This window comes from Chlorobiota bacterium, assembly GCA_016710285.1.
Taxonomy (GTDB): domain Bacteria; phylum Bacteroidota; class Ignavibacteria; order OLB7; family OLB7; genus OLB7.
The window spans coordinates 2,707,871-2,733,812 of record JADJXR010000001.1 but is presented as its reverse complement, the minus strand read 5'-3'; the positions used below and the strand labels follow the sequence as shown (position 1 = coordinate 2,733,812).

Annotated in this window: 24 protein-coding genes; 16 read left to right on the top strand and 8 right to left on the bottom strand. The window is 58.1% G+C overall.

Annotated features, from left to right (window positions below; all coding sequences use genetic code 11):
- The first annotated feature begins 193 nt into the window (after nt 1-193).
- The 3 genes from IPM61_09940 to IPM61_09930 all read left to right on the top strand — a co-directional run bounded on the left by IPM61_09940 (nt 194) and on the right by IPM61_09930 (nt 3,802).
- Entirely contained in the window at nt 194-628 is a 435-nt protein-coding gene (locus IPM61_09940; protein ID MBK8911635.1) for a hypothetical protein, read from the top strand.
- A gap of 219 nt (nt 629-847) precedes the next feature.
- Nucleotides 848-2,155 carry a TolC family protein gene (locus IPM61_09935; GenBank protein MBK8911634.1) on the top strand — a complete coding sequence of 436 codons (1,308 nt, stop codon included), beginning with the start codon at nt 848-850 and terminating at the stop codon, nt 2,153-2,155.
- Nucleotides 2,156-2,464: 309 nt separating this feature from the next.
- A complete protein-coding gene (locus IPM61_09930; protein ID MBK8911633.1) occupies nt 2,465-3,802 on the top strand; it encodes an efflux RND transporter periplasmic adaptor subunit in 1,338 nt (445 codons plus the stop codon).
- A gap of 46 nt (nt 3,803-3,848) precedes the next feature.
- Here IPM61_09930 and IPM61_09925 read toward each other — a convergent pair whose 3' ends face one another.
- Nucleotides 3,849-4,241: a type II toxin-antitoxin system VapC family toxin gene (locus IPM61_09925; protein ID MBK8911632.1), complete on the bottom strand. Its 393-nt coding sequence runs from the start codon at nt 4,239-4,241 to the stop codon at nt 3,849-3,851.
- Nucleotides 4,238-4,468 carry a type II toxin-antitoxin system prevent-host-death family antitoxin gene (locus IPM61_09920; GenBank protein MBK8911631.1) on the bottom strand — a complete coding sequence of 77 codons (231 nt, stop codon included), beginning with the start codon at nt 4,466-4,468 and terminating at the stop codon, nt 4,238-4,240. The genes IPM61_09925 and IPM61_09920 overlap by 4 nt, the downstream gene beginning before the upstream one ends.
- 88 nt (nt 4,469-4,556) lie before the next feature.
- Here IPM61_09920 and IPM61_09915 point away from each other — a divergent pair, with 88 nt between their 5' ends.
- The 8 genes from IPM61_09915 (at nt 4,557) to IPM61_09880 (ending at nt 14,489) form a co-directional block, all read left to right on the top strand.
- Nucleotides 4,557-7,895, top strand: coding sequence for an efflux RND transporter permease subunit (locus tag IPM61_09915; protein ID MBK8911630.1), 3,339 nt, complete (start codon nt 4,557-4,559; stop codon nt 7,893-7,895).
- 174 nt (nt 7,896-8,069) lie between these two features.
- Nucleotides 8,070-9,587 (top strand): multicopper oxidase domain-containing protein, encoded by a 1,518-nt coding sequence (locus tag IPM61_09910; GenBank protein ID MBK8911629.1) that lies wholly within the window; start codon nt 8,070-8,072, stop codon nt 9,585-9,587.
- 96 nt (nt 9,588-9,683) lie between these two features.
- A complete protein-coding gene (locus tag IPM61_09905) occupies nt 9,684-10,766 on the top strand; it encodes a YncE family protein (GenBank protein ID MBK8911628.1) in 1,083 nt (360 codons plus the stop codon).
- Between the two features lie 71 nt (nt 10,767-10,837).
- Nucleotides 10,838-11,041, top strand: coding sequence for a heavy-metal-associated domain-containing protein (locus IPM61_09900; GenBank protein ID MBK8911627.1), 204 nt, complete (start codon nt 10,838-10,840; stop codon nt 11,039-11,041).
- Complete coding sequence (locus tag IPM61_09895) at nt 11,038-12,012, top strand: hypothetical protein (GenBank protein MBK8911626.1); 975 nt, start codon at nt 11,038-11,040, stop codon at nt 12,010-12,012. The genes IPM61_09900 and IPM61_09895 overlap by 4 nt, the downstream gene beginning before the upstream one ends.
- Before the next feature lie 41 nt (nt 12,013-12,053).
- The gene (locus tag IPM61_09890; GenBank protein ID MBK8911625.1) at nt 12,054-13,604 is read left to right on the top strand and encodes an OmpA family protein; all 1,551 of its coding nucleotides are present in this window, start codon (nt 12,054-12,056) and stop codon (nt 13,602-13,604) included.
- Nucleotides 13,605-13,785: 181 nt separating this feature from the next.
- The gene (locus IPM61_09885; GenBank protein MBK8911624.1) at nt 13,786-14,268 is read left to right on the top strand and encodes a hypothetical protein; all 483 of its coding nucleotides are present in this window, start codon (nt 13,786-13,788) and stop codon (nt 14,266-14,268) included.
- Nucleotides 14,265-14,489, top strand: coding sequence for a hypothetical protein (locus IPM61_09880; GenBank protein ID MBK8911623.1), 225 nt, complete (start codon nt 14,265-14,267; stop codon nt 14,487-14,489). Before IPM61_09885 ends, IPM61_09880 begins: the two co-directional genes overlap by 4 nt.
- Here the strand turns inward: IPM61_09880 and IPM61_09875 are convergent.
- Complete coding sequence (locus IPM61_09875; protein ID MBK8911622.1) at nt 14,450-14,857, bottom strand: rhodanese-like domain-containing protein; 408 nt, start codon at nt 14,855-14,857, stop codon at nt 14,450-14,452. The two genes, IPM61_09880 and IPM61_09875, sit on opposite strands and share 40 nt — an antisense overlap.
- 312 nt (nt 14,858-15,169) lie before the next feature.
- On the opposite strand from IPM61_09875, the gene IPM61_09870 reads away from it, so the two are divergent.
- The 4 genes from IPM61_09870 to IPM61_09855 all read left to right on the top strand — a co-directional run bounded on the left by IPM61_09870 (nt 15,170) and on the right by IPM61_09855 (nt 21,870).
- On the top strand, nt 15,170-15,952 hold the full coding sequence (locus IPM61_09870; GenBank protein MBK8911621.1) for a hypothetical protein: 783 nt from the start codon (nt 15,170-15,172) through the stop codon (nt 15,950-15,952).
- Nucleotides 15,942-16,418, top strand: coding sequence for a hypothetical protein (locus IPM61_09865; protein MBK8911620.1), 477 nt, complete (start codon nt 15,942-15,944; stop codon nt 16,416-16,418). The genes IPM61_09870 and IPM61_09865 overlap by 11 nt, the downstream gene beginning before the upstream one ends.
- 173 nt (nt 16,419-16,591) lie before the next feature.
- Entirely contained in the window at nt 16,592-20,134 is a 3,543-nt protein-coding gene (locus IPM61_09860) for a hypothetical protein (GenBank protein MBK8911619.1), read from the top strand.
- A gap of 122 nt (nt 20,135-20,256) precedes the next feature.
- Nucleotides 20,257-21,870 carry a hypothetical protein gene (locus IPM61_09855; GenBank protein MBK8911618.1) on the top strand — a complete coding sequence of 538 codons (1,614 nt, stop codon included), beginning with the start codon at nt 20,257-20,259 and terminating at the stop codon, nt 21,868-21,870.
- An 83-nt stretch (nt 21,871-21,953) separates the two neighbouring features.
- On the opposite strand, the gene IPM61_09850 is transcribed toward IPM61_09855, so the two are convergent.
- The 5 genes from IPM61_09850 to IPM61_09830 all read right to left on the bottom strand — a co-directional run bounded on the left by IPM61_09850 (nt 21,954) and on the right by IPM61_09830 (nt 25,072).
- Entirely contained in the window at nt 21,954-22,565 is a 612-nt protein-coding gene (locus tag IPM61_09850) for a hypothetical protein (protein MBK8911617.1), read from the bottom strand.
- Between the two features lie 224 nt (nt 22,566-22,789).
- Entirely contained in the window at nt 22,790-23,428 is a 639-nt protein-coding gene (locus tag IPM61_09845; protein MBK8911616.1) for a C40 family peptidase, read from the bottom strand.
- Nucleotides 23,310-23,870: a hypothetical protein gene (locus IPM61_09840; GenBank protein ID MBK8911615.1), complete on the bottom strand. Its 561-nt coding sequence runs from the start codon at nt 23,868-23,870 to the stop codon at nt 23,310-23,312. Before IPM61_09840 ends, IPM61_09845 begins: the two co-directional genes overlap by 119 nt.
- 400 nt (nt 23,871-24,270) lie before the next feature.
- Nucleotides 24,271-24,765: a hypothetical protein gene (locus IPM61_09835; GenBank protein ID MBK8911614.1), complete on the bottom strand. Its 495-nt coding sequence runs from the start codon at nt 24,763-24,765 to the stop codon at nt 24,271-24,273.
- Nucleotides 24,766-24,826: 61 nt separating this feature from the next.
- Nucleotides 24,827-25,072: a hypothetical protein gene (locus IPM61_09830; GenBank protein MBK8911613.1), complete on the bottom strand. Its 246-nt coding sequence runs from the start codon at nt 25,070-25,072 to the stop codon at nt 24,827-24,829.
- A 47-nt stretch (nt 25,073-25,119) separates the two neighbouring features.
- Here IPM61_09830 and IPM61_09825 point away from each other — a divergent pair, with 47 nt between their 5' ends.
- Nucleotides 25,120-25,305: a hypothetical protein gene (locus IPM61_09825; GenBank protein MBK8911612.1), complete on the top strand. Its 186-nt coding sequence runs from the start codon at nt 25,120-25,122 to the stop codon at nt 25,303-25,305.
- Nucleotides 25,306-25,942: the final 637 nt, after the last annotated feature.

Here is a 25,942-nt window from a genome sequence, read left to right as displayed (position 1 = left end):
CGGAAGGCCACAGCACCGCTTGGCAGAAACCGAAGAGAGGGGGGAAAGAGCAAACATCTTTCCCCTTTTTTCGTTGGTTCTTTTTTTCGTTGGGAGATTGTGTCGACAGCGTCGACACAATCTGCCCCCCCTTCGGCAATATCCCCTTGCTCCGCTGCGTCAACGGGCGTACCTTTGTGCCGGTCTTCCATTCATGTTCCGCCCGATTACCATACTGCTGACGCTTCTGGCGTTCCTGTTCCACACGCTTGGCGTTCCGGTGACGCTTCACGCGTGCCGGATGGAGCGCGAGGCCGCAGCGCGTGGCCAACAGAAGGAAGCCCCCGCTTGCTCGGCCTGCAAGGTTGCTCCAACATCAACGCCGAAGCACTCCAACCAGAAGTCATTCCGCTCGATCCCCTGCTGCACCTACAAGACCATCGCCCCCGACAAGGTGGATTCGGCACTTCCGAAAGTGCAGCTGCCTGAGCCGGCAGCGGGGTTGCATTTCGCGACCGCAGCGGTCCATGATCTTCTTCCCCGTCTTCCCATTCTTCTCTATCGCCACGCCGCGGACCTTCCCCCTCCCGACGGCATTGTTGCCCTTGCCCGCACCGCCTATCTCCGCAACGCCACACTTCTGATTTGATCCCACACTTCGCGGATCCATTCCGGTTCGCGGGGGCGTGCTTTGCTCAATCCTGAGTAACCGTTCCCAACCTTCCTCGTCGCTTCCTTTGTTGCCAAGCAGCTGTGGAAGCCCGCGCCCGTTGCTCCATTGGCCAACAGCACAACCCGCTGTTTCCGGGCAGCAGCAATTCAGCCGAACCCGTTCGTTCTGTTTTCTCAAGAATCCTTCTTCACGGCCATGAACCGTTTTCTCCGGTGGAAAGGTGGGATGATTGCCACAGCCACAGCCATTGCCTTGCTTGCAATGCCTGCGGTGGCTTCGGCGCAGCCGCTTGATTCCCTTATCGCTATCGCGCTCCGTGTGCACCCCAGGGTGCGGGCGGCGCAGCACGCAATCGCCGTTGCGGACCACCGCGCACGCTCCGCTTCGGCATGGGATCCGCCCAGCATCGGGATGGAGTTCCGCGACCTTGTTATTGACAACCCAACCCCCTGGAACAACGGCGAAACAATGCTGATGGCCGAGCAGATGATCCCCTTGTTTGGGCAGAATCGCGCAATGGCCAACGCAATGGCCGCCGAACGCCCCGTTGCCGAGGCATCGCTTGCGGGGCTGCGGCGGAAGCTCCGGTTGCAGGTCCGGCAGGAGTATCTGGCAATCTGGCTGGCCGACCGGAAGGTAGAGCTGAACGCCGAAGAACAACGGCTGACGGAGCTGGTCCACCGCACCGCCACCATCGGATTTCAGGCCGGGAAAACGCCGGGGTCGGACCTGCTTCGGATTGAATCGGAGCTTGCGCGGCTGGCGAACCAAGCCACCACCATCGCTGCCGAACGTGCCGAATCGGTCGGGCAGCTGAACGCGATTCTTGCCCTCCCCTCCGGCTCGCCAATCCAGATTTCACCGGAGCTTCCCCCCGTTTCCGCCCCGCCGTTCGACGCTGCGCGCAAGGCCATTGCCGGCCACCCTGAGCTTCGCCGGATGGAAGCAATGGCCCAGATGTCGAACCTGCAATCCCAGGCCGCAACCGCTATGGGCCGCCCGATGCTGATGCTGCGCGGCGGCGTTGGATATATGCCGGAAGGCCATCCCCTGCGCGAGGCAAACGCCGGCGAGCATGGCGTTACCGGCGCGGGCGAGCCGATGAACTGGGGCCTGACGCTTGGCGCAATGGTGACGATCCCCGCAACCGGCTGGAGCCGCGACCGCGCCGAAGGTGAAGCACTGGCCTGGCAGGCCGAAGCCGAAAAAAATCTGGAGGAAGGAAAAGGGATGGAGTTGGAGATGGAGGGGATGCTCCGCGCGGCCTACTCGCAGCTTTCCCGCGCCGAAGCCACCATTGGCTACCTGCGCCAAACCCAAACCCCACTTCTTGAGCGAACGCTGCAAGCCCTGCGGAACGAGTACTCCGCCAACCGCGCCCCGCTCCCTTCCCTTCTGGATGGCATGAAGATGCTCATCATGGCCCGCATGGACCTGCTGATGGCGCAAATGGAGCAAGGCATGGCCGCAGCAATGATTGAAGAACTGATAGCCAACGACTGATAAAAAAGGACCAGGAGCCGTCCCGATTGAATCGGGATTGATAGAAGGGGTAGCCGCCCCGGCTAAGTCAGGGGTAGCCGAAGGTCTTTAGCCTTCGGCGCCATCTTCGATCCTGGGCTCCGACTAAGGTCGGGGCCGCTACCGTGATGGCCCCGGCTAAGTCAGGGGTAGCCGCCCCGACCTCCGTCGGGATTGGTAAAAGGTCTTTAGCCTTCGGCGCCATCTTCGATCCTGGGCCCCGACTAAGGTCGGGACCGCTACCGCAGCAGGAGAGAACGAGAAGCAGAGAATGACAAACGACTAACACCGATGAACTCAACTTCAACACAACCAACATTCCGCCGCCGGGCACTGATTGCCGCGATTGGCCTTGCGATTCTTGCCGGGGGCGGGTTTGCCTTGTGGCATTTCCAGCCGTGGAAATCGGGGGGGGAAGCGAACGCCGCACAGGGGGGGAACGCCGCCACCAAATATATCTGCCCGATGCACCCACAAGTGGTGCGCCCGGGTCCCGACATCTGCCCAATCTGCCACATGGACCTTGTGCCGGAAGGGAGCGGCCAAACCCACGACGAGTCCCACAATGGTCCCCACAGCAGCCACGACACCGGCCACGCCAGCATGATCCACCTGACCGAGCGTGGGCGAGTGTTGGCGCAGGTAAGCACCGTCGCGGTGGAGTCGCGGGCGGTGGGAAGGGGGATTCAGGTTCCGGCGGTTGTGGAGGTCAACGAATCCACACAGCGGGCCGTTGCCGCGCGCGTTGCAGGGCGGATTGAACGCTTGTACGCCACGCAGACATGGCAAGCAATCCGCAAAGGCCAGCCGTTGCTGGAGTTGTTCAGCCGCGAGCTGATTGCCGCCCAGCAGGAGTATCTGCTGGCGCACGAATCGGCCACCAGCAACGCGCTTGATTTCCGCGCCGTGGGCGGGGATAGCAACGGAAGAAATCGTGCCGACAAGGTTGTTGCTGCGGCGCGGACGCGGCTGCTGCAGTTTGGGATGACCAGCACGCAAATCGCCGCGCTGGAGGAACGCGGAACCGTTGCGGAAACCATCACCATCTACGCCCCAATCAGCGGCATGGTGGCACGCCGCGCAGTGGTGGAAGGGGCCTACGTGAACGAAGGAACCTTGCTGTTGGAGTTGGTGGACTTGTCCAGCGTGTGGGTGAAGGCGAACGTCTTCGAGGCGGACCTGCCGCGGATTCGTGCGGGGATGGAGATGGGGCTTAGCGGCCCGGCAATTGGCAACCAGCGGCTGACGGGGCGGGTGGATTTCATCTATCCCACCATTGACCCGGCCTCCCGCACGGCGCAAGTCCGCGGGGTGTTTGGCAACGGCGGGGGGATGCTGAAACCTGGGATGTACCTAACCGCCAACCTTGCTCCCGATCCCGTCCGCTCCCTTGCCGTTCCCGTTGGCGCGGTGGTCCGGACTGGGGGGATGGACATGGTGTATGTGGAGGTGGAGAAGAATATGTTCCAAGCCCGGAAAGTCACCATTGGCGCAAGCGATGGGGCGTGGTACGCAATCACCGGAGGCGACCTGCGGGCCGGCGAAAACGTTGCCGCCGAAGGGGGTTTCCTGCTTGACAGCGAAGCCCGCCTAAACGCAGGAACCAGCAGCGGGCATGAAGGGCATTAATACCAATTCTATCAGCGCGATTTCTGGTATGATGCCTGAATTGAAATCACCATTGGCGTTGTACCCCATAGGAATCGAAGACAGTGTCGCGACTTAAAAAAATAAGTTGGTGATGCAATGCTTGAATCGCAAGGAGGCGATCAAATGGATCACGGTGATGGAGAGGTAGCGATTCAAGGGCACAAAGAGCACTTGTAGAAATTGGAAGGACGGACACACCTAACGCAGCAGTCTGGGTTTCGATGAGGACATGCAATGGGACTGCAAATCGCAGCTTACCTGTTGAGAGTTTGATCGCCATTTCCCAGATACTGGCTTGGCTGAGCAGAAGAACGGATTCCGAATCAAGAAGAGCGGCGATTGCGCTCGCTCCTATCAATTCCTGATTTCCATTGAGCATCCAGATAAAGGTGTGCGTATCAATAAGGTAGTTGCTCATTCAATATCCCCTTGAAATTCATCAGGGGTATCATCAAAATCATCAGCCATATACAGGAGCAGGCCTTTGCCGGTTCCTAAACGGCGAGGTTCCGTTTCGGTTGGCATTGGCTGAAGCAGCACACGCCGGTTTCCATCATCAGCAATGATGATTTGCTCCCCCTGCAACGCCAATGCGATAAGCCGCCGAAGATCAGCTTGGGCATCGCTGACAGTAATGTTCATCATAGAGATACTCCAATTATACAGCGATGAAAATAGTGCAATTGATACCTGGAACCAATAACTAACTCCCGGCAACGGATTTCTGTTTCCCATGATAGAACGCATCATTGATTGGAGCGCGAACCACCGCGCGTTGGTGATCCTTCTGTTCCTCCTCCTTTCGGGGGCTGGGGCTTGGGGGGTGATGACCACTCCGGTGGACGCAATCCCCGATCTCTCCGAACATCAAGTGATTGTCTTCACCGAGTGGATGGGCCGCTCGCCGCAGATTGTTGAGGACCAAGTCACCTATCCAATTGCCACCGCGCTGCAAGGGCTTGCCAACGTGAAGGCCGTCCGCGCCAACAGTATGTTCGGGATGAGTTTCATCTTCGTGATCTTCGAGGATGGGACCGACCTTACCCAGGCCCGCACCCGCGTGCAGGAACGGCTGCAGGTTGCCCAAGCCAAGCTCCCCCCGGGCGTAACCGCAACGCTTGGCCCCGACGGAACCGGCGTTGGCCACGTCTTCTGGTACACCGTCCAGGGGGAGGGCTACGACCTTGCCACGCTCCGCTCAATCCAAGATTGGTTCATCCGCTACCGATTGGCGGCGGTGGATGGCGTTGCCGAAGTTGCCAGCATCGGCGGCTTCATCCGCCAATATCAGGTGGATGTGAACCAGGAGAAGATGCGCTCGTTCGGCATCACCTTCGATGCCATTGTGGCGGCGGTGCAACGCTCGAACAACGAAGTTGGCGGGAAGCTGATCGAGGTCTCCGGTGCGGAATTTTTTGTGCGGGGCCAGGGCTATCTCAACGGCCGCGATGACCTTGCGCGAACCACCGTCGCAACGCTTACGGGCGGGATTCCGGTGCGGCTGGACCAGGTGGCAACCGTCCAGCTTGGTGCCGATTTGCGGCGCGGATCGCTGGAGAACGATGGCAAGGGGGAAGCCGTTGGTGGCATCATTGTGATGCGCCAGGGGGAGAACGCCGGGGAAGTGATTGAACGGGTGAAAGAGAAGATTGCCGAGATTGCTCCGGGCCTGCCAAAAGGGGTGGCAATCGTCCCAAGCTACGACCGCACGCCGCTGATTAACGAAGCAATCGGAACGCTTGAACGCGCCCTGATTGAAGAAGCCCTGATCGTGACGTTGGTGGTGCTGATCTTCATCTTCCACGTCCGCAGCGCGGTCCGTATTCTTATCGAGATTCCGGTCTCGGTGCTGCTGGCGTTCTTGCTGATGCGGGCGTTCGGCATCACCTCCAACATCATGTCGCTTGGCGGAATTGCGCTGGCGATTGGCGTGGTGGTTGATTCCTCCATCGTCCTTGTGGAAAACGCCTACCGGAACATCGCCGAAGCGCAGCGCGCCAACCCGAACCTTCCCCCTTCGGAGTACGCTCGGCTGGCGATTGTATCGGCCAAACAAGTTGGGCGCGCAATCTTCTTCAGCGAAGCGATTATGGTCCTCTCCTTCCTTCCGGTCTTCCTTCTGGAAGGGCAGGAAGGGAAGCTGTTCCACCCGCTTGCATGGACCAAAACGTTTGTGATTGCGGCCTCGGCTGTGGTGGCAATCACCCTTGTTCCGGTGCTGATGACCCTGTTCATGCGGGGGCGGTTCCGGCTGGAGACGGAGAACCCCGTGATGCGGTTCTTCCACTGGCTCTACGCGCCGATTCTCCGCTGGTGCCTTCGCTGGCGGAAGACGACGATTGCGCTGAACCTGCTTGCCTTGCTGGTGGCAATCCCAATGGTGATGGATACCGGATCGGAGTTCATGCCGACGCTGGACGAAGGCTCCATCCTTTTCATGCCGGTGCTGCTGCCAAACGCCTCGATGCCGGAAGTGAACCGGGCAATGGCTGCCCAGGACCGAATCATTGCGGCCTACCCCGAGGTGGCGCACGTTCTGGGGAAAGCCGGGCGCGCCGAAACCGCAACCGATAACGCCCCCCTTTCCATGATCGAAACGATTGTGCTGCTGAAGCCCCGCGACCAATGGCGGCCCGGCATCACCAAGCAAAAAATCATTGAGGAACTGGACAAGCAATTGCAAATCCCCGGCGTGCGCAACGGCTGGACCCAGCCAATCATCAACCGCATCAACATGCTGGCAACCGGGGTGCGGACCGAGCTTGGATTAAAGATCTACGGAACCAGCCTAGACACGCTGGAACGGCTGGCAATCCGCGCCGAAGAAATCTTGAAAACAATCCCCGGCGCGGCGGACGTTGCTGCCGACCGCGTGCAAGGGGGAAGTTTCCTTGACATCACCCTGCGCGATGACCAAATCGCCCGCTACGGGCTGCGCCGCGCCGACGTTCAGATGTTGATCGAGACGGCAATCGGTGGGGAGAATATCGGGCAGATCTTGGACGGGCGCGCACGCTACCCCGTGCGGGTCCGCTACGAACGGAGCACACGCAACACCCCCGAAGCAATCGCCTCCATTCTGGTCCCGGTCGGGATGCCCGGCGCGATGCCTTCGCTCCCCGCCGCAGCAACTTCTGCCGAGGCCGCGCCCCAGGGGATGGGTGGCGGGCAATCGGGCGGGATGAACGGGATGGGAGCCAATGCTGGCGCAGGAACAGCCCCCGGCGGAGTTAGCTCCACCGGCGCGTTTGCTTCGGCTTCGGGGTTTGCGCCGCAAGCCAACTACATCCCCCTCGGGGACCTTGCCAACATCCGCCTTGCCGATGGACCCGCGATGATCTATAGCGAGAACGGCCAGCTCCGCTCGGTGGTTTTCCTGAACGTTCGCGGGCGCGACATGGGGAGCTTTGTGGCCGAAGCAAAGGAGCGGATAACCACGGAGCTGAAATTGGACATAGGATACAGCCTGGAATGGAGCGGCCAATATGAGAACAAGCAGCGTGCCGAATCGCGGCTGATGGTGGTGATGCCGGTAGTCTTTCTGGTTATTTTCCTGATGTTGTACATGACCATCAAAGATTGGAAAGAAGCCGGGGTGGTGATGCTTTCCGTTCCGTTCGCTTTGGTGGGTGGGGTCTATCTGCTGTACGCTCTGGGGTACAATTTCTCGGTGGCGGTCTGGGTGGGGTTCATTGCGTTGTACGGCGTGGCGGTGCAAACGGGGGTGGTGATGGTGGTGTATCTGCACCACGCGCTGGACGCAAAACTTGCGGCGGGCAAAGCAATCACCGCCGCCGATCTCCATGCCGCAACAATGGAAGGGGCCGTGCAGCGGCTGCGCCCCAAACTGATGACCGTGGCAACCTCGATGCTGGGCCTGGTGCCGATCATGTTCGCCGCCGGCGCGGGAAGCGACGTGATGAAGCCGCTTGTCACGCCGATGATTGGCGGGCTGCTGACCTCTGCGGTCCACGTTCTGATTATGACCCCCGTGCTTTTTATCATCATGAAAGAACGCGCGCTGCGGAAAGGAACCCTGCACAAAAGCCAAATGGCAGAGTGGATGGGGTGATACTCAACAGGGTGATGATCACCCCAATGGAACGACAACAAACCGATGGAGCGATACTACACAATGGAGCCACTTTCCCTTCCTGATAACGGCGCTGCGATGATGCAGGGAAGGGGTATCCAAGGTCTTGCCCGATAGGCACTTGGTAATCAACACTTAACCTTCAAACTTCCCATGAACCGTCGCCGTTTTCTTCACACGATCGCGCTTTCTGGCGTTGCCGCAACCGCTGCCCGCGTTCCGCTTCTTGGTGCCGGGAAGCCGCTTGCTTCCCCCCACTCCACGCTGCTTGCTGGCGGTGGAAATCCGCTGCGTTTTCCGCCCGAATGGAAAGGCGAGCCGCTGGTGGCCGCCCAAACAAAACAGAACGTCTGGTCCGATGCCAAAACTGACCTTTGGACCATTGGCGGAAGCTGGCCCGGCCCCACAATTCGGGCGAAGCGGGGCGACACGTTCAACGCTCGCTTGGTGAATATGCTGGCCGAACCGACCATCATCCACTGGCACGGGATGATCGTTCCCCATGAGATGGACGGCCACCCGATGCAAGTGGTCGGGACCGAAGGCACCTACGATTACTCCTTCCCCATTCTGAACCGCGCCGGGACCTACTGGTACCACCCCCACCCGCATCACCGCACAGCGATCCAAGCCTACCGGGGAATGGCTGGGTTGTTCATTGTGGAGGATGATGCCGAGAAGGAGCTTGGGCTTCCCGATGGCGAGCACGACATCCCGCTGGCGTTGCAGGATCGCCGCATTACTGCCTCGCGCCAGTTCACGTATGAAGTCGTCACCGACGACGACCACTTGCAGGGATTTCTTGGCGACACCGTCTTCGTGAACGGAACGCCCGACCCCTACCTTGAAGTGGCCAAAGGGTTGTACCGCTTCCGCATTTTGAACGGCGCAAACGCCCGGATTTTCTACCTATCGTTCACCGACGGCCGCCCCTTCCACATCATCGCCAGCGATGGCGGGCTGCTGGATAAGCCGTACAGCGTCACCCTTCTCTCAATCTCCCCCGGCGAACGCTTCGAGATTTTGGTTGATTTTTCCGGCGATAAAATTGGCACCTCGGTGATGCTCCGCAGCGAGAACACCGGCGCGGGTGCTGGGTACCCGCCGCCGCAAGGGGCCGAGCTTCCAATCATCCGGTTCGACGTGGTGAAGGAAGCATCCAAGCCGTTCACCATTCCGCAAACGTTGGTCCCCTACGAACGTTATCGCGAGCAAGATGCCGTGCGTGAGCGTGACTTCGTCCTTTCCATCAGGCATGAAGGGAGCGTTGGGAATTTGGAGGTTGGCCATTTCATCAACGATAAGGAGTTCGAGATGGAGAGGATTGATGAAACCGTGCCGATGGATCAATTGGAGATTTGGAGCTTCCGCAACAGCAGCCTTGCGCCCCACCCGATGCACGTTCACGGCGTGCAGTTCCAGGTGCTGGACCGCGCCGGAAACGCCAACCTTGTCCCCCGCGACCGCGGTTGGAAGGATACGGTTCTTGTGCTTCCCTACCAGATGGTTCGGGTGCTTGTTCGCTTCAATCGCTATCCAGGAATCTACCTTGTCCACTGCCACAATCTTGAGCATGAGGATCACGGGATGATGCTAAACTTCGAGGTGAAAGAGAACTCAACCGGGGTGGACGTTGGCCCCAATCGGCCACAAAAATTAGATCTGAATTAGGCCTGCGGTGAACATCACCGCAGCGCCTGTACCGTGGCTGAGCAAGCCTTGTTGTTGCTCAGCCACTCACTCTAACCTTCAACAAAAAAACTGACGATGGCTACGCGTTCAATACTTCTGGTTAGTCTGCTGTTTGCGGGGTTCCTGGCCGCCGGGTGCGGGACCTCCGCAACGGATCACGACGACGACCACGACCACACCGAGTCTCCGCTTCCCGAAACCGTTCCAATCCCCGCCATTGCGTTCGACGCGTTGTACGTGGTGAACGGTGGGGATAGCAGTATCAGCGTCATCAACACCGAAACGAACACGGTGGCGGGGACCATCCGGCTGAAGAACATCAGCTATCCCCACCACATTTCGCTTACGCCGGACCGCAGCGCGCTGTTGGTTGCAATATTGGGCCAGGACCTTAGCGGCGGCCACTCGCACAGCGGCCACGGCGGCGGGGCGGCGGCGTACCTGCTGATGATGGATGCCACCACCGGAACGCTTCGTGAATCGCGGAAGCTGGACCACCCGGCCCACAACGCGGTGATGACCCCAACGGGAAGCTCCGTCTGGGCCGCGCAATCCGCAACCGCCGGGACGGTGCTGGTGCTGGACCCGGTGCTGCTTGGGACCCGCAGCACGGTGTCGGTGGGGGAAATGCCGCTGGAGGTGACGATGACCCCGAACGGACAATACGCCTTTGTGGCAAACAACGCTTCCGACAACGTGACGGTCATTGACGTAGTCGGCAAGTCCATCGTGAAAACTATCGCCGTTGGCGACGGCCCAGTTGGCGCGTGGCCCGGAAGCAATGGGGTGATGTACGTTGACAACGAAACCGGCAAAACCGTAACCGCCATTGATGCCACAACGCTGCAAACGATACGGACCTATAACCTGGGATTCACCCCCGCAATGGCAACCGTTGCCCCCGACACCACACTCTGGATCACCGACGTGGAGAACGGGAAAGTGGCCATTTTCAGCACCGAGCGCGATGAGAAGATTGGGGAGATCACCGTTGGGGCCGGCGCGCACGGAATCGCCTTCAGTGGCGATGGAAAAACCGCATACGTCAGCAATCAAAACGCAGGGACGGTTTCGGTGATTGATGTTGCCACACGATCGGTGAGCACCACCATCGCCGTTGGCGCAAAACCCAATGGAATCGTCTGGAGAAAAGGGTGAGGTCCGGCCACGCAAGGCTTAACTGGCTCCCCAAAAACATTCAAACAATCAAACAACCAACTTCCAAACCTATGACGGAAATTTTATCAATCAGCGGCATGAGCTGCCAGGGCTGCGTGGCCAGCGTTCAGAAAGCCATTTCACGATTGCCGGTGGAGAAAGCCGAGGTAGAGATTGGCAAAGCGATGGTGGAGTTCGATGAATCCAAAGTCACCCACCACCAGCTTGTCGAGGTTATCGAGGATGCTGGATTTGAGGTTGCCGCCACGTGGTGAAATCGCGCCGCAACATTCGCCACCGTTGGTGGTTTGCGCTGCCGTTGATCCTTCTGCTGCTTGCTGCCGATTTCCACACGGCCGACGCAAGCGCACGGAAGCGAAAACGGCAGCGGCGTTCGGTTGCGGCAAAAACCGTTGTGGCCAAAACCGTATCGCCAGCCGAGCGGCGGCTGCGTGAGTACATTGACTCCGTTGCCGCGCCGCTCGATCCCCGAATCAACAACGCGCTGCGCCGAATCGGCGTAACGCCGCGCCGGCTGCTGGCACTGAAATATTACTTGGGCCGGCTGCCGGAAGTTGACTCCACCTGGGCATGGACCGCCGAAGAAGCGCGGGCCTACCGGAAGACCGAGGAATACGGCCATGCAATCGCCGAAGTCACCCGGGTGCGCACCGTTTTTGACTCACTCTACCCCGGATACAGCCTTAAAGCCCCGATGGAGATTCGGAGCCTTGAGGCGCAGTTGCGCAACTGGAACAGCGTCCGTTCGGTGGCGGTGGTGGCCGATTCCTTGTTCGACAGCTGCATGGTGATGATGGCCGACACCACATCCCCATTTGGCAGCGGCGGCAGCATCCAGGCCGAGCGGTTTCGGGAGTTTTTGGTGGCGTGGGAAACGCCGGTTGCGCCAACGGTGGCGGTGCCTGGGTTATCGCAGCACGGGCAGTTGCGGGCGTTCGATTTCCGCATCTATCGCCGCCGGCGGCTGATTGCCGGGGCCACGGCGGCAACCATCGAGCAGGCGTGGGATTCTTCGGGATGGACCGCAAAACTGAAAGCGGCCGTTGCCCTTGCCAGCAGCCATTTCTACGGCCCGCTCCAGAATCCTTACGAGCCGTGGCATTACACCTACACTCCATCGGTCCCGCAGCCAGAAGAACCGCCCAAGGCCGACACCGTGGCAGCCCCTTCCACGCCTCCAATCCCATTCAACCCCAAAGGGCCGAAGCAGGGGGAGGATGATTGAGCAGATTTTTTTCCACACACACAACAACTCTCCACGGATAGATGACGCTTCACGCACGCCGCAAGGCTGCCCCGATGTTCTTCGCAACCATGCTGCTGGTGGCCGTTTTTGGCGCGGCGGTTCCCCCGCTTGCGGCCCAATCCCCCGAACGCCTTCCGGTGGAGATCAACAGCCCCCGTTCCGAGCTTGTTCCGGTGATTGCCCCCGACGGGAAAGGCCTGTGGTTTGTTCGGAAAGATGCGCCGGAAAATATCGGCGGAAGCGGCTTCGACATTTGGCACGCAACGTTGGGAAGCAACGGACGCTGGAACCAAGCCCGCAACGTTGGCGCGCCGCTGAACAGCATCGGCGACAACTACGTCTGCTCGGTAACGCCCGACGGACAGACGTTGCTGCTTGGCGGGAGATACTCCGCAAATGGTGAGGTGTCCGCTGGCGTATCCATTGCCCGGCGCACAGCCGAAGGGTGGGGAAAACCCCGCGCGCTGAACATCCACGATTTCTACAACACCGCAAGGTTTGCCGAATACTCCCTTGCCAACGATGGCCGCACGCTTCTGCTGTGCCTGCAACGCGACGACTCCTACGGCGACAAGGATATCTATGTCAGCTTCTGGCAGAAGGATGGATCGTGGAGCCGCCCGCTGAATCTTGGCCGCGAACTGAACAGCAAGGGGAGCGAGGTAAGCCCCTTCCTTGCTGCCGATGGCGTAACCCTTTACTTCTCCACCGACGGGCGTGGCGGAAGCGGGGATAACGACATCTTCGTTGCGCGCCGATTGGACAGCACCTGGACCCGATGGACCACCCCGGAAAATCTTGGCCCGGCAATCAATACCTCCGGCTTCGATGCCTACTACACCATCCCCGCCTCCGGCGATTTTGCGTACTTCGTCAGCACGCATAACGAGAGCAATCGGGAGGATATCTACCGCGTTCCGCTCCCCAAACCTGTGCGCCCAAAGCCGGTGGTGTTGGTGAAAGGGAAAGTGCTAAACAGCCAGACAAAGGAGCCAATCGGCGCGCGGATCCGCTACGAGCGGTTGGCCGACGGGAAGGTGGAGGGATACGCCGATTCGGATCCGGCCACCGGGGCTTACGCCATCGTCCTTCCCGCCGAAGCGGCCTACGGCTTCCGCGCCGAAGCTGGCGGGTTCATTGCCACCAGCGACAATTTGGATGCGCGCACCGTGACGGAGTATCGGGAACTCACCCGCGACCTTCTGCTGGCCCCAATCCAGGTTGGCCAGACGATTCGGCTGAACAACATCTTCTTCGATTTTGGCAGCGACACGCTTCGCCCCGAGTCGTTCCCCGAGCTTCAGCGGATTGCCACGTTGCTGCGCGACAACCCGCGCATGGTTATCCAGATTGCGGGCCACACCGACAACATCGGCAGCGATCAATCGAACCTCCGCCTTTCGCAGAACCGCGCAACAGCCGTGATGGAGTATTTGGTCCAGCAAGGATTCCCCCGCAACCAGATTGGCGCGCATGGCTACGGGCGCAGCCGCCCAATTGCCACGAACGACACCGAGGAAGGGCGCAGCCAAAACCGCCGCGTGGAGTTCACGATTCTTGGGGAGAAATAAGCCCGCAATCGTGTCAGATTTTTGAACCTTCCGCCACCTGTAACCGCCCGCCCCCCTTTTTTTAACCACCCTCCGCTACCTTGATTCCACGCTCGGGAACCCGGGCGTGGCATGGCAGATTTGGCCTATCAGTGCCGCCGCCATGCGTGGATATTCCCATCAACAAAACGGAGAGATACCGATGAGACCGCGTTCAACACTTCTGCTTCTTTCTAGCTTGGCGTTGCTTCTTGCTGCGGCAACCCAGCAATCCGCCGCGCAATGCAGCGGGGGAACCGCACCCGCCACCGAAACGCCAGCGATGGAGCAACCCGCGCAGACTTCGCAAGCCGAAGAACCGCCCACCGTTAGCCAGGGAACCGAGGCCAGCGATGGAGCCGAAGAGCAGGCCACAACAGCCGAGCAAGACCCAGGACTTGGAACAACGGAAGAAACCGCAGCCCCCCAAACCGAAAGCGCGGCAACGCCAGCGGACCCGGTGGCCACCGTGAATTCTACGGTGAATTCCACGGTAAACAGAACAATGGAGCAGGTAGCGAAAGGGACGAAAGTGGTGAAGGCTGGGGTCAAAACCGTCACGAAGGCGGCGCAGGCGTTTGATGATTTGCTGAAGGCATTCGACCCGGAGCCGGCAACAGAGGAACAAGCCACCGAACCACGATGATTACCTACCACGCGGCACCAATCGCCCCCCACATTCTGCTGGGCGATTACCGGTTTGTGCGTTGCCCCGCGTGCGGATCGCTGGCATGGAAATGGATGGCTGCCTGCCCCTGCTGCGGGCAGCCAATCCCGCATGAGGTTCGCGTTGGGTGGCGCGGAATCGCCGCCCAACGCCCCCCCCACTACCGCAAGAACTGTCCCCAAACCCAATCGTACGGGTGAACTTCCCCCACCACTTGATTGCCGGCCCAAACCTGGCGGCCCTGGTTGTGCCACAGGAAAATCCCGCCGTACAAATTCCGCACGTTCGTGAATCCTAATTCTTGGAGTTGGCGGGCAACGATTCCGCTGCGATATCCAACCGAGCAGTAGGCCACGATTGGTTGGTCGGGGTCGGTTCCGGCAAGGTCAATTTCCTGCAGGTCGGCAAGGGTGGCGGGGTCCACGCGGCGCGCCCCTTTCAGGTGGCTAACGGCGAACTCCTCGGGGGTTCGGGTATCCAGCAGCAGCGGCGGCTTGCCGCTTGCAATGGCCGCAGCAAGGGAATCGGGGGAGATCATCGGGACATCGGCGAACTTCCGTTCGTACATCCAATCCAGCAGCAGCCGGAACCCGCGCTCGGTTTTGGTGACGAACAACGCGCCACCAACCCCAAGCACCGCCACCGATCCAAGCGCAACACCAAGTAGTTTAGAAAATTGAGGCATGGGGGAAATTACAGGATTGGCGAAAAGTGAGCACACGAGGGAACGAAAGAATTATAAAAAAGGCCTTGCAACGCTTACGGCAAACGCAGCGTCGTCTGCCAAAAATCGCCAAATTGGATTCGTCCATTTGGTGTGGACAATGCGCCCGGGCGATGCCATTGTTCCTTTGGGCTGTTTTGTAACTTGCAACCGACTATGCCACAAGAAGGATACATAGAGATTATTGTTGATGGGAAGCAAGGCCAGTTTCCATTAACACCCGACACGTATGATATTAAGGACCTGATAGAGGTTCTTCATACGGTTGAAGGCTTGGTGTTTGGCTCGCTTAAAAACCAACGCCCAACAATGAGTTATTCTGTTTTGGAGGGGTCGGTACGGCATCGCTTCAAAACAACGTTCCAAAGCGCGCTAACCTTTGCTGCTATTCTTGCACAAGTGCAGCAGAGCAACTCCCTGGATGATTTAGAAGCCACCACAGCAAAGGCATTCGAAATTTTCCAGATAAGCGCGCAAAAAAAGAATGTGGAATACCGGATTAATAGCTCGGCAAACCAATCAGCAACCGTTGTTATTAACCCAACAACAGCATTGATCCGCTCCAAAGAATTATGGGCAAATGCTGAATTTTATTTTTATGGAACCATTGTGGATGCAGGGGGAAAGGGGAAAGCCAATATCCATCTTGACACCCAAGAATATGGGCTGCTGAAAATTGCCACAAACAAATCTATGCTTTCCGAGCTTGAATTGAATCCGCTGTATAAACAATATGGGGTTCGCGCCACCGGCATGCAGAACCTTGCAACAAGGGAAATTGACAAAACGACGCTTCTGCTTATCGAGATTATTGACTATCACCCGGCGTTCGACGAACAATATCTGCAATCCCTTATCGAAAAAGGGACGAAAAGTTGGGAAGGCGTAGAGGACCCTGATACATGGCTTCAACAATTGCGTGGTAATTATGAAGTATAAAAACATATTGCTGGATACCAGTTTTTTTATCCGCCTGTTGAAGGATGATGATCCACTTCATCCTCAGGTCAAAGAATACTTCCGAACGTTTCTTACCGAAGGAACCATACTTTGGTGCTCAACAATTTCAATAGCGGAGTATTGTGTAAAAGGAACAATAGGCGAACTCCCGCTGCACAATCTGCGCATCCTACCGTTTAATATCAACCATGCCCAACAGGCAGGACCAATGGCGCGATTACTATTCGAGCAACGGAGCAATCTGGAAGGCGTGGAAAGAGTTGTGATTCCGAATGATGCCAAATTGTTTGCCCAAGCCCAATCGGAACAAGCCATTGACGGATTTGCCACCGCCGATAAACGATGCTTGAAGATCTATTATCGGTTAGCCGAAAACCAGAATATGAATTTCACGATCATCAACGTACGGAATGATCTTGCAACCGAGCTTCAGCGGCTGTTGTAATCAATGCATTGCCCCTTTCCAACGATCGCCAAAAGCCCCCCACCCATTTGCCACGTTGAACCGATAGCTTGGCTGACCGAAGCATCAGCTGCATGGATTGATTACCATCTTTCTTCCTCTCCCCTTTCTTTTGCCTTGCCCTCCCGTATCTTGCGCGGGCATATTCTTGCCTGATGTTCCGCCTTCTTCTGCTTGCCGCCCTTGCGTTGCTGATGCCGCTTCTTGCCGCCGTTGGGCAGGGGGCGCGGCGCGTTGATACGCTCCGGCTTCCGCAACAACAAGGCGACTCCACCCTTCAGCTTCGTTTCCCCTTTGTCATCTCCGGCTCCGTCACCCTTCGGCTTGATTCCACCACGCTGGAAACCCCGCGCGATTTCACCATCGAGGAACGGTCCGGCACCATCGTTCTTTCTTCGGCAATCCGCCAGTTGCTGGCCGCCGACACCGCAGCCCGCCGCGCCGTTGTTGCCAGCTACCGCTATCTGCCGCTGGGAATCCCGCCAGAGTACGCGTTGCAGCGATTGGTGGCGCGAACCGATTCCGCCGCCGTCCGCCGCGACGTTGCCGAGCCAAGCAGCGGATCCGGCAGCTTGACCGGCTCCGATATCTTCGGGAAAAACTTCCAACGCTCCGGCTCCGTGATTCGTGGGCTTACCGTGGGGTCCAACCGTGACCTTACCGTGCAAAGCGGGCTGCGGCTTCAGTTCAGCGGACCGATTGCCGACAGCGTGATCGTCACCGGAGCCGTCACCGATGAGCAAACGCCGATCCAGCCGGAGGGGAACACCCAAACCTTGCGCGAGGTTGATAACATCTTCATCGAGGTCCGCTCCCCGATTGCTGGCGCAACGCTTGGCAAGTTCGTGGCCACCAGCAACGGAAGTGAGTATCTGGCCTACTCCCGGAAGCTGCAAGGGGTGAAAGGGAACATCCGTGCCGGCCAGTTTGGAACAAGTGAGGTGGTGGCGGCGGTCGCGCCAGGGCGGTTCCTGACCCAGACGTTGCAGGGGCGCGAACGGGACCAGGGACCATACCGCCTAACCGGAACAAACGGCGAGCAGAACATTGTGGTGGTGGCCGGAACCGAGCGGGTGTTTGTGGATGGAGTGGAGATGGTCCGCGGCGAAAGCAACGATTACGTGATTGATTACAGCACCGGAGAGGTCTTCTTCCAAACCCGCCGCCCAATCACGTCGCAAAGCCGCATCACTGTGGATTTCGAGCTTGCCGACCGCCGCTACTCCCGCTCGTTCCTTGCGCTGAATCACACCGTTCCGCTCTTCAATTCCGCACTGACCCTGGGCGTTGGATTTCTTCGCGAGGCCGATAACCAGGATGCCCCCATTGATCTTCTGCTTGACGATGCCGACCGCCAGTTGCTTGCCAACGCTGGCGGCGACCCGCTGCTGGCAATCCGCAGCGGCGTTCGGCTTGTTGGCCGCAGCGACACCACGTTCGGAAGCTACTACCGGATTGACACCACCATCGCCGGCGTGCCCGACTCCATTTTCATCTACGCCCCCACCGATCCGCGCGCGGTCTTCAACGTCTCGTTTTCCATTCCGGCAAGCGGCGTGGGGGATTACCAAAGCGTGGCGTTTGGCGAGTACCGCTTTGTTGGGAAAAACGCCGGGCGATATATGCCTGTGGTCTTCCTTCCGCTGCCGGAACTGCGGCAAGTGGTTGGGGTGAACGCCAGCGCCCGCCCCGCCGCCGGGATAACCATTGCGGGGGAGCTTGCCCTTAGCGATGGCTCGGTCAATCGCTTCAGCAACCTTGCCAGCGCCGAACGGCGGGGGGCGGCGTTCAAAGGGTTCCTTTCCCTTCTGCGCGACTCCATTCGGGTTGGCGGACTATCGGTTGGAAGCATCCGCGCCAACGCCAGCGCGCGCTATTTGCAAAACGAATTCCGAGCGGTGGAACGGTTGGGTGAGGTGGAGTTCGGAAACCAATGGAACACAGGCGCACGGCTTGGCGAAGGGGGAACCGATGACTTCGTGGCCGAGGGCGCGCTCCATTGGCAGCCGCTGCGCCAGTTGGAGCTTGGCGGAAGCGCGGGATGGCTAAGCCGTGGCGGGCTGTTCACCTCGCTTCGCCAGCAATACAGCGCGCAGCTTCGCGGCGACACCACGCTCCCCGGGGCCGATTACACCGCCGAACTGATTGGAACCCGCGACACCGTTGGCGGCGGCAACACCGTTAGCAACTGGCTGCGGCAGCGCGGCGGAATCAGCTACGCCGTTGGCCGCTTTACCCCAGGCTTCCGTTTCTTGGCCGAGAACCGCGACGACCGCAACAAGGCCGTGGGGGATTCCTTGCTTCCAGCATCGTTCCGGTTTTTTGAGTTCGGGCCGGAGCTTCGGGTGGAGCTTCCGTTTATGAGCGGAATGGCATCGGTCCGATTCCGCAACGAGGATTCCGCACGGATTGACACCGCAACCCGCCAGCACCAGCTGCGTGCCGACGGAACCGCCGCCACGTGGTCCCTTCGCGGGGAGCTTCGCGGGGTGAAGAACCTGAACTCCAGTGCCGACTTCACCTACCGGACGCGCAGCTACAAGGATATCCCCGGCGTTCCAACCCGGCTGAACAGCGTCACGGTGTTGGGGCGTTCGCAAACGCGGTGGAGCGGGTTCAATCGCGGGGTTGATTTGGAGGCGTTGTACGAAGTCCAGACCGAGCAGGCTGCGCGGCTGCAATATCTGTACATCCGCGTTCCGTTTGGGCAGGGTGAGTACGTCTGGATTGATCTGGACAGCAACGGGGTCCAGACGGAGAACGAGTTCCGGCTGACCAACGCCAGCGATGGCGAGTATGCCCGCCGCACCTTGCAGACCGAGCAGTTGTTCCCGGTGATTGACCTGCGGACCTCGTTGCGGCTGCGACTTGCTTCAAAATCGTTGTTGGATCCAAAGGAAGGGATTGGAAGCTGGCTTGCGCCGCTCACCGCCGAAACGGTGCTACGGCTGGAGGAAAAAAGCCAGACCGAGAAGGAGAGCGACATCTACCTGCTGCGGCTCAGCACATTCCAAAACGACTCGACGACGGCGATGGGGAACGGGACGATCCAGCAGGACATCAATCTGTTCGAGAACAACGCCGATTACTCCTTCCGGCTCCGTTGGTCCCAGCGGGAAGGGATGACCAAGCTGTTCAACGCAACGGAGCGGAGCGGAAGCACCGAGCGTTCGTTGCGTGCGCGCTGGCAGCCAACGTTCGACGTTGGGTTGCAGCTGGACCTTGCCGGCAACCGCAGCTTCCTGCGGACCACCGAAACCGCCTCCACGCGGGCGTTCGATGCCACCACACTTAGCGCCGCCAGCGACCTAAGCTACCGCCCCACCAACAACCTTGAAGTTGGCTGGCGGCTGAAGGTTGCCACCAACGAAGACCGGCTTCCGGCAACGCCCCGCAGCACCACGGTTAGCACCAACGAACTGCGCTGCATCTACTCCATCGAAACCAGCGGGCGGCTGCGTGCCGAGCTTGAGCGGACAGTGGCAACCGGCCAGAACATCTCCGCAGGCGACATCTACTCGCTCCCCTACCAACTCACCGATGGCTACGTGATCGGGACAACGTGGGTGGGGCGGGCAACGTTTGAGTATCGAATCAGCGGCAACATCCAACTTTCCGTCACCTACACCGGCCGGGCGCAGCCGCCATCGAATCGGGTACTCCACCTGGGGCAAGCGGAGGTGAGGGCATTTTTTTAACAAGCGAAGGCGCAAGGCAGATATGCTAACAAAACACCGATTGCCTGTGTTAGCAGAATAGAGGACGGGAAACTGAGGAGCAGGAAACGGGAAATTAGACGTACGCGTAGGAGATAGAAACCATGAAAACCAACACAAAAACTACACTCCTCCTGCTGATTACCACAGCAGCAGCTCTCCTTGCCCATGACACTACCCTATCACAGCCCAACACTTGGATTGACCCAAGACACCCCTCCGTTGCCTGGCTCCAAGAATGGGGATACATGACCGGAACAGGACTTCCATGCAAGCCATACCGAGGTGAAGAATTCGGCAGAGGTATCATTCCCGTGGGGGATGTGAACGGGGACGCGATCGCCGATTTTATCCTTGAACGCTCTCGCTGTGACACCCTCTTTGGACCATCGAAGGCTGAACGAGCCAACGAGTTATTGCTCTACTTCGGTGATAAAGGTCGCTTGCCAATCCCTGCCAGCGGACAACGCCTTGGAAGCTCAGAACTTGGAACCCTCACCCGATTCCTTTGTGCTGCCGATTTCGACGATGATTCCTTTGTTGATCTTGCCCTCAGAATTGAAAAACTCAACGATTCTGCCTACAACGCCAATGGGCAATACTCCATTGCATCCCTTGTGATTTTCTGGGGGAACTCCACCCATCGCTACACCGAACAAGACACCTCACACTTAACCTGTTATTCTGATACGTGGCTTGGCATCTGTAGAGCATTATTCATTGACATCAACAACGACAATCATAAAGACCTTTTGATCTCCACCTGTGGTGGTTATGGATTCACTAACGGCAAAGTTGTCCGTCAGCCTGTTCATTTAGTGTACTTTGGCCAGCAAGGAAAACGTTGGGGAAAAGCTGGCCAATCTACTGCAGCAGATATGCTCTGGTGGACGACACCGGCCTATGAACAGACAATGGATCAAGATTGTGATGGCAGAATAGATTTGGTATCCATCCAGCAACAGAAGAGCATTCGGATACAGTATGGTGGCGAACAAGGTTTGCAAGACACAACAGCCGTTGAGACTATTGATTTATCGAATAGTGGAACACACTACGCACTCTTCCAAGACGTGACCGGTGACAACGTCCCCGATCTCATCGTTCGCGGTGGCGATTTCGAGCAAGGACGCATTCGCATCTTTGCCGGCGCACCAGGGCAACGGCTCACGGAACTCTACGGCAACGGCAACGACAGTGCCGACCGCGCTAACCACCGATTCCCACTTCGCCCCTGGGCGCAAATCCTTAGCCCCAACGCGCTCCATGAAGGATGGTTCGATTGGGATAACGAACTCTTCGATCTCGGTGATCTTAATGAAGACGGAACCAGTGAAATCGTCGCCTTCAGCAAACCCTTCATCCTCTTCTACACTACCGGCAACACCCTCGATTCCCTTATTGATATCATGCTCCAAACAAGCAATAGTCCCTGGAAAGCTACCCTCTGCCGCGTCGGTGATGTTGACGGCAGTGGCAAACCCTCAATCGCTCTTACCTTCGATGGCAGAGTACGATTCCTGAAAGCTCCACCCAAGGATGACATCCCTACCTACGGCGGCCGCATCCGCTCGCTTCCGCATCCTATTAATTTTCGCTGTGCATTGTCCTCTGGTGTGGATACTGAGGGGGGCGGGGAACAGGGGGCGGGGAGTGGGGAAATGAACCTTAGCCAACAACAGCCTTTCCCGAACTCCCACCATTCTTATCATCGCTAAGAAGATTCCTCTAAACAGAGCAGGGGAAGCGCGTTGTGTGCGATTCCCCTGCTGCTTGGTTTTGCTTGCAGTGTTGCTGGGATTTACTGCGTGATCTTGAAGGAGTTGAAGTAGTCCTGCGTTGCAGCACTTTCCACGTTGGCTTTGCTGGTGCTGATGTAGGCAACCTGGTACAGCGCTGGCTTGGAAAGGATGAAATCGAACCGTGCATAGCCTTGCTGGCCGCCCATGTTTACGTTAAAAAAGCAACGGCGCGCTGGCTTCCCGTTGAAGTCGTAATCCTCTTGCTTATCCAGCTTTGCTTCCCCGCTTTTCATTGCTCCATCGCGAATATCATCAAGCATCTTGGCGGTGGTTTTGGCCTCGAATGCGGCATCGGGATATGCGCCATACATCACCATCGCCGCGGTGTTGCCGTCGGAAGAGCTTGAGACCACTTGCACCATGTTGATGTTTCCGACCTCGGTTGCCACCGGTTGCTCGGAGCGTTGCGGCGCGCTAAGGTCCGCCGGGAACGCCACGCTAAACTTCTCCATCTGGGAAGTATACTCATGCCCTTTTGCTTTTTCAGCGGTGGCCTCTTTTTTCGGTTCTGTTTTGCCAGCGTCGGCTTTGTCCTTGCCGCCGCAAGCAGCAATCGCAACGGCAAGCAACGTGGCAAGCGCAAGGCGATTCAGGAAGTTGGGTTTCATCATGGGAAGTCCTCCAAATAAACGGTTGTTGATGTGTGCTTGATGGAGTTTGCTCCATCGGTGTGTGCGTGTGCTGGGCAATCTACTGAAAACAGCGATTCAGCAAGCATATTCATGCAAGTTTCTGCCCCGGCATTGGCTTCCTTGCAAAACCAACAAGGCCGGTGGAAGCGTTCCACTGGCCTTGCTGGTTTGAACATGGCTTTGCAGCCCTTTTTCCCGTGCCCTTACAACCGGCGTGCGGCGCGGAAGGCTTTGGTGTACAGGACCGGTTCATAGATATTGGTCCCGCTTTTCTTCACAAACTTGTCCAGCAGCGAGGACCCTTTGTAATCCCCCATTGTTGGCCCGTTGATTGATTTGCGGCTACTGATGAACCGGCGTTTGCCACCGTTATCAACCCCCATGTACATCCCCACATGGTCAATTTGTGAGCCGTCGGTGGCGGAGGTGTCGGCATCGAAGAAGACAAGGTCCCCAACGTTCAACGGTGCGTAGTTCGTCACCATGCCCCCGCTGTTGGCGATAATCATTGTCCCCACCGCCGAATCACAAATCTGGAACGACTTGCGCGGAAGCGTTGTGAACGAGGCCGTTGGGTCCAAGGACATCGGGATGGTGTCGGCAACGTTGGCCGCGCCGGTTCCGTGGTGGCGGTATCCCCACACCATCCGCATGAAGCCGGAGCAATCAAGGGAATTGATCTGGCCACTTTCGGCGGGATCGTTGGTGGAACCATAGGCCCAATCAAGGCCTAAGTAGTCGTTGAAATCGGAACCTTCTTGGCGCGTGCCGTCGTTCTGCAGCGGGCCGTAGTCGGCATCGCCAGCAATTTTTTGACTTCCTTGATAGATTGCTGCGGCCATCAACATACTCCATCGCAATGGCCAGCACGTCGCTGGTTCCGTTGGTGTTGGCGGCGATTGCATCGTTCAGCCACGCCGTATCCACCGTTCCGTTGAACGTTGCCGGAAGGGTCCGAACCCACGTTGTGTGGGTGATGGTTGCGGTGTAGGTGGTCCCTTGAACGATGTTCGTTTCCGTGAAGGTGCGGCTTGGCCCGGCAAGGGTGACGGTGTGGCTGCCGTTGGTGAAGGTGGCAATCAACTTCGCCCCATCGTACACCTCGGTGCGGGTTGGATTGCTCTTGGATTGGTAGCTGTACTGGTTGGCATATTTCGCAAATGGAGCGGCTGGGCTTTGGCTTGCCAACGGATTGCTGGTGTCGCTGCAACCAATAATAGAAAGCGCCATTAGTGCGGTCCCGCTCATGGCGCTTTTGATAGTACGTGCGATGCTGTGACGCATGGTCAATTCTCTCCTTTGCTTTCTTGTGTGATGGCTGTGTGGTTTCGGCTTGCGTTGCCCGGGGGGAATACCGTTCGGGGGCAGCCTTGCTGTTTGGGGATCGGGAACCTGATGCTCTCTCTGGGTTCTCTCTCTGGGTTCTCTCTCTTTTTCCGAACTCTCTCTTTCGGCTCTCTCTCTGCGTGGTGCTTTTGGGTCCCGAATCCCCGGCGAACGATGTTGAGGTCATCGCCGCCGGGTGTTTCTTGGTGCCTGCTTGGTGATGCAGGCTTAGCGGTTGCTCTCTCTAAGGACTATGCTCTCTCTCTCCTCTCTCCGTTGTGTGGTGCTTAACGCATTCGATTGGCGAAGAGTTAGCAGAGGCATTGATTCGGAGAAAGCATTGTTGTTCGACTGCCGGTTATGGCTTGATTTTGATGTTCGGATTCACCTTTACGGTGTTCGTTGGCTTGCAGCTTAGGGAGTAGTTCACGTGGTTCGACTCCATCTGGTTCGGGGCAATGATTTTCACGCCAACCCAGCCCGACATCGTTGGGTGGTCGTTGGTTGCGCTGAAGTAGTAGTAGTATGGCTTCGACCCCGCTTTGTCGAACTTAATGGAGGTGTAGCTGGATGCCGGTGGGTTCGGGTTCTTGTCGGTGATCCAAGCGAACTTCACGGTGCAGGGGCCATCAACGGTAATCATTGCTGAGTAGCTTACGCTCTGGGGGCAGTCCCCGTTGTTGCTGGACCCGAGGTAGGGCGCAACCTCAACTTCCGTCACCTTGAAGATTTTAATCGGGGTCTGCGTCTCAATGGACCCGCCCCGCTGGGCCAGTGCCGGGATTGCGGTTGCGGCCACCATTGCCACGGCGATGATTGCGATTTTGACCAGGTTGCTCAGTTGGTTGTTCATTGCTGTTTTCCTTTCTGTTGTTGGTTGTGTAGTGGTTGTGGTTTTGTGTGATGTTGGGCGGTTATCGCCCATGATGGTTTCGGATATTATTGGCCATGCTTCTCCGTTCCTCCATCCCGTTCCTTGCTTCGGCCAGGCGCGTTCCGCAGTGGGTGCAGTAGAAGGCCACCGCCTGCTCCACCGGCGTGCCGCAGCTGCCGCAGGTGGGTTTCAGTTGCGTCCCGCAGCAGGCGCAGTACGCGTCCCCTTCGCTCCCGAAGGAGCCACATTTGGGGCATTGTCGAAGTTCGTGATGGCCTCGCGGCATTGTTGGTCGAATGATTGAAACGGATTGCATGATTCCCCTTCTCTCTCTTGGATTCTCTGTTCGTTGTGGTGGCGTTGTTTGTTGTTCTTGCATTCAAGATATCGGAAGCGATTATCGAAAACGGCGGGAACGATTATCAGTTCAGGAAGAGTGGGTTTCCGGTGATTTTTTTTTGGATGTGGGTGGGTGTGATACCGGCAACGGTGAAGCCTACCAACCCGCCACCGCAGTAGCCCCCTCCCCGCCTCCCCTAATTCTGGGGGAGGGGCTGGCATACCCAATGATGGTAGTCGCAGGTCTTTAGCCTGCGCATTCACCATAACCCATTTCCCCCCAGCATTGGGGGGACGCTTCGCCGCTTGCGGCGGAGCAGGGGGCGCGGCGGTATCAGCCTCACCCCCCGGTTCCTACAAAACCTCACCCCTCAACCCCCTCTCCGTGACTTCCTCCCCGAACACCGCTTTAATCATTAACGGAGAGGGGGAGCAAGAAAAAGTCATGACCCCTCCGTAAAAACCCTCCCCTGCCCAGCGGGGGAGGGTTGGGTGGGGGTTCACTCCCACAAAAAAGCTGGGAAGCCTTACTGCACAAGGCTTCCCAGCGGATTGGTGAGGCACAACTTAATGGCGTGGTGTTGGGAAAAGTCTCTCTATTCTCTCTCTCTCTCCGTCGCGCTTCTCCCGTTCTCTTTGTGCTGCCGGCAGGGTGTGGTGCTGCCGCTGCTTTGGTGGTGGTTTGCGTTCAGCAAGGCCAGCGTTCTCTCTCTGTTGCTGGCCTCTTTTCCTTCCTCTCTCTTCCCTTTCGTCTTCTTGCGGCTGTGGTGAAGCCGACTTTGTGGCGGTGGTTCTTTGTGCTATTTCTTTCCGTGCG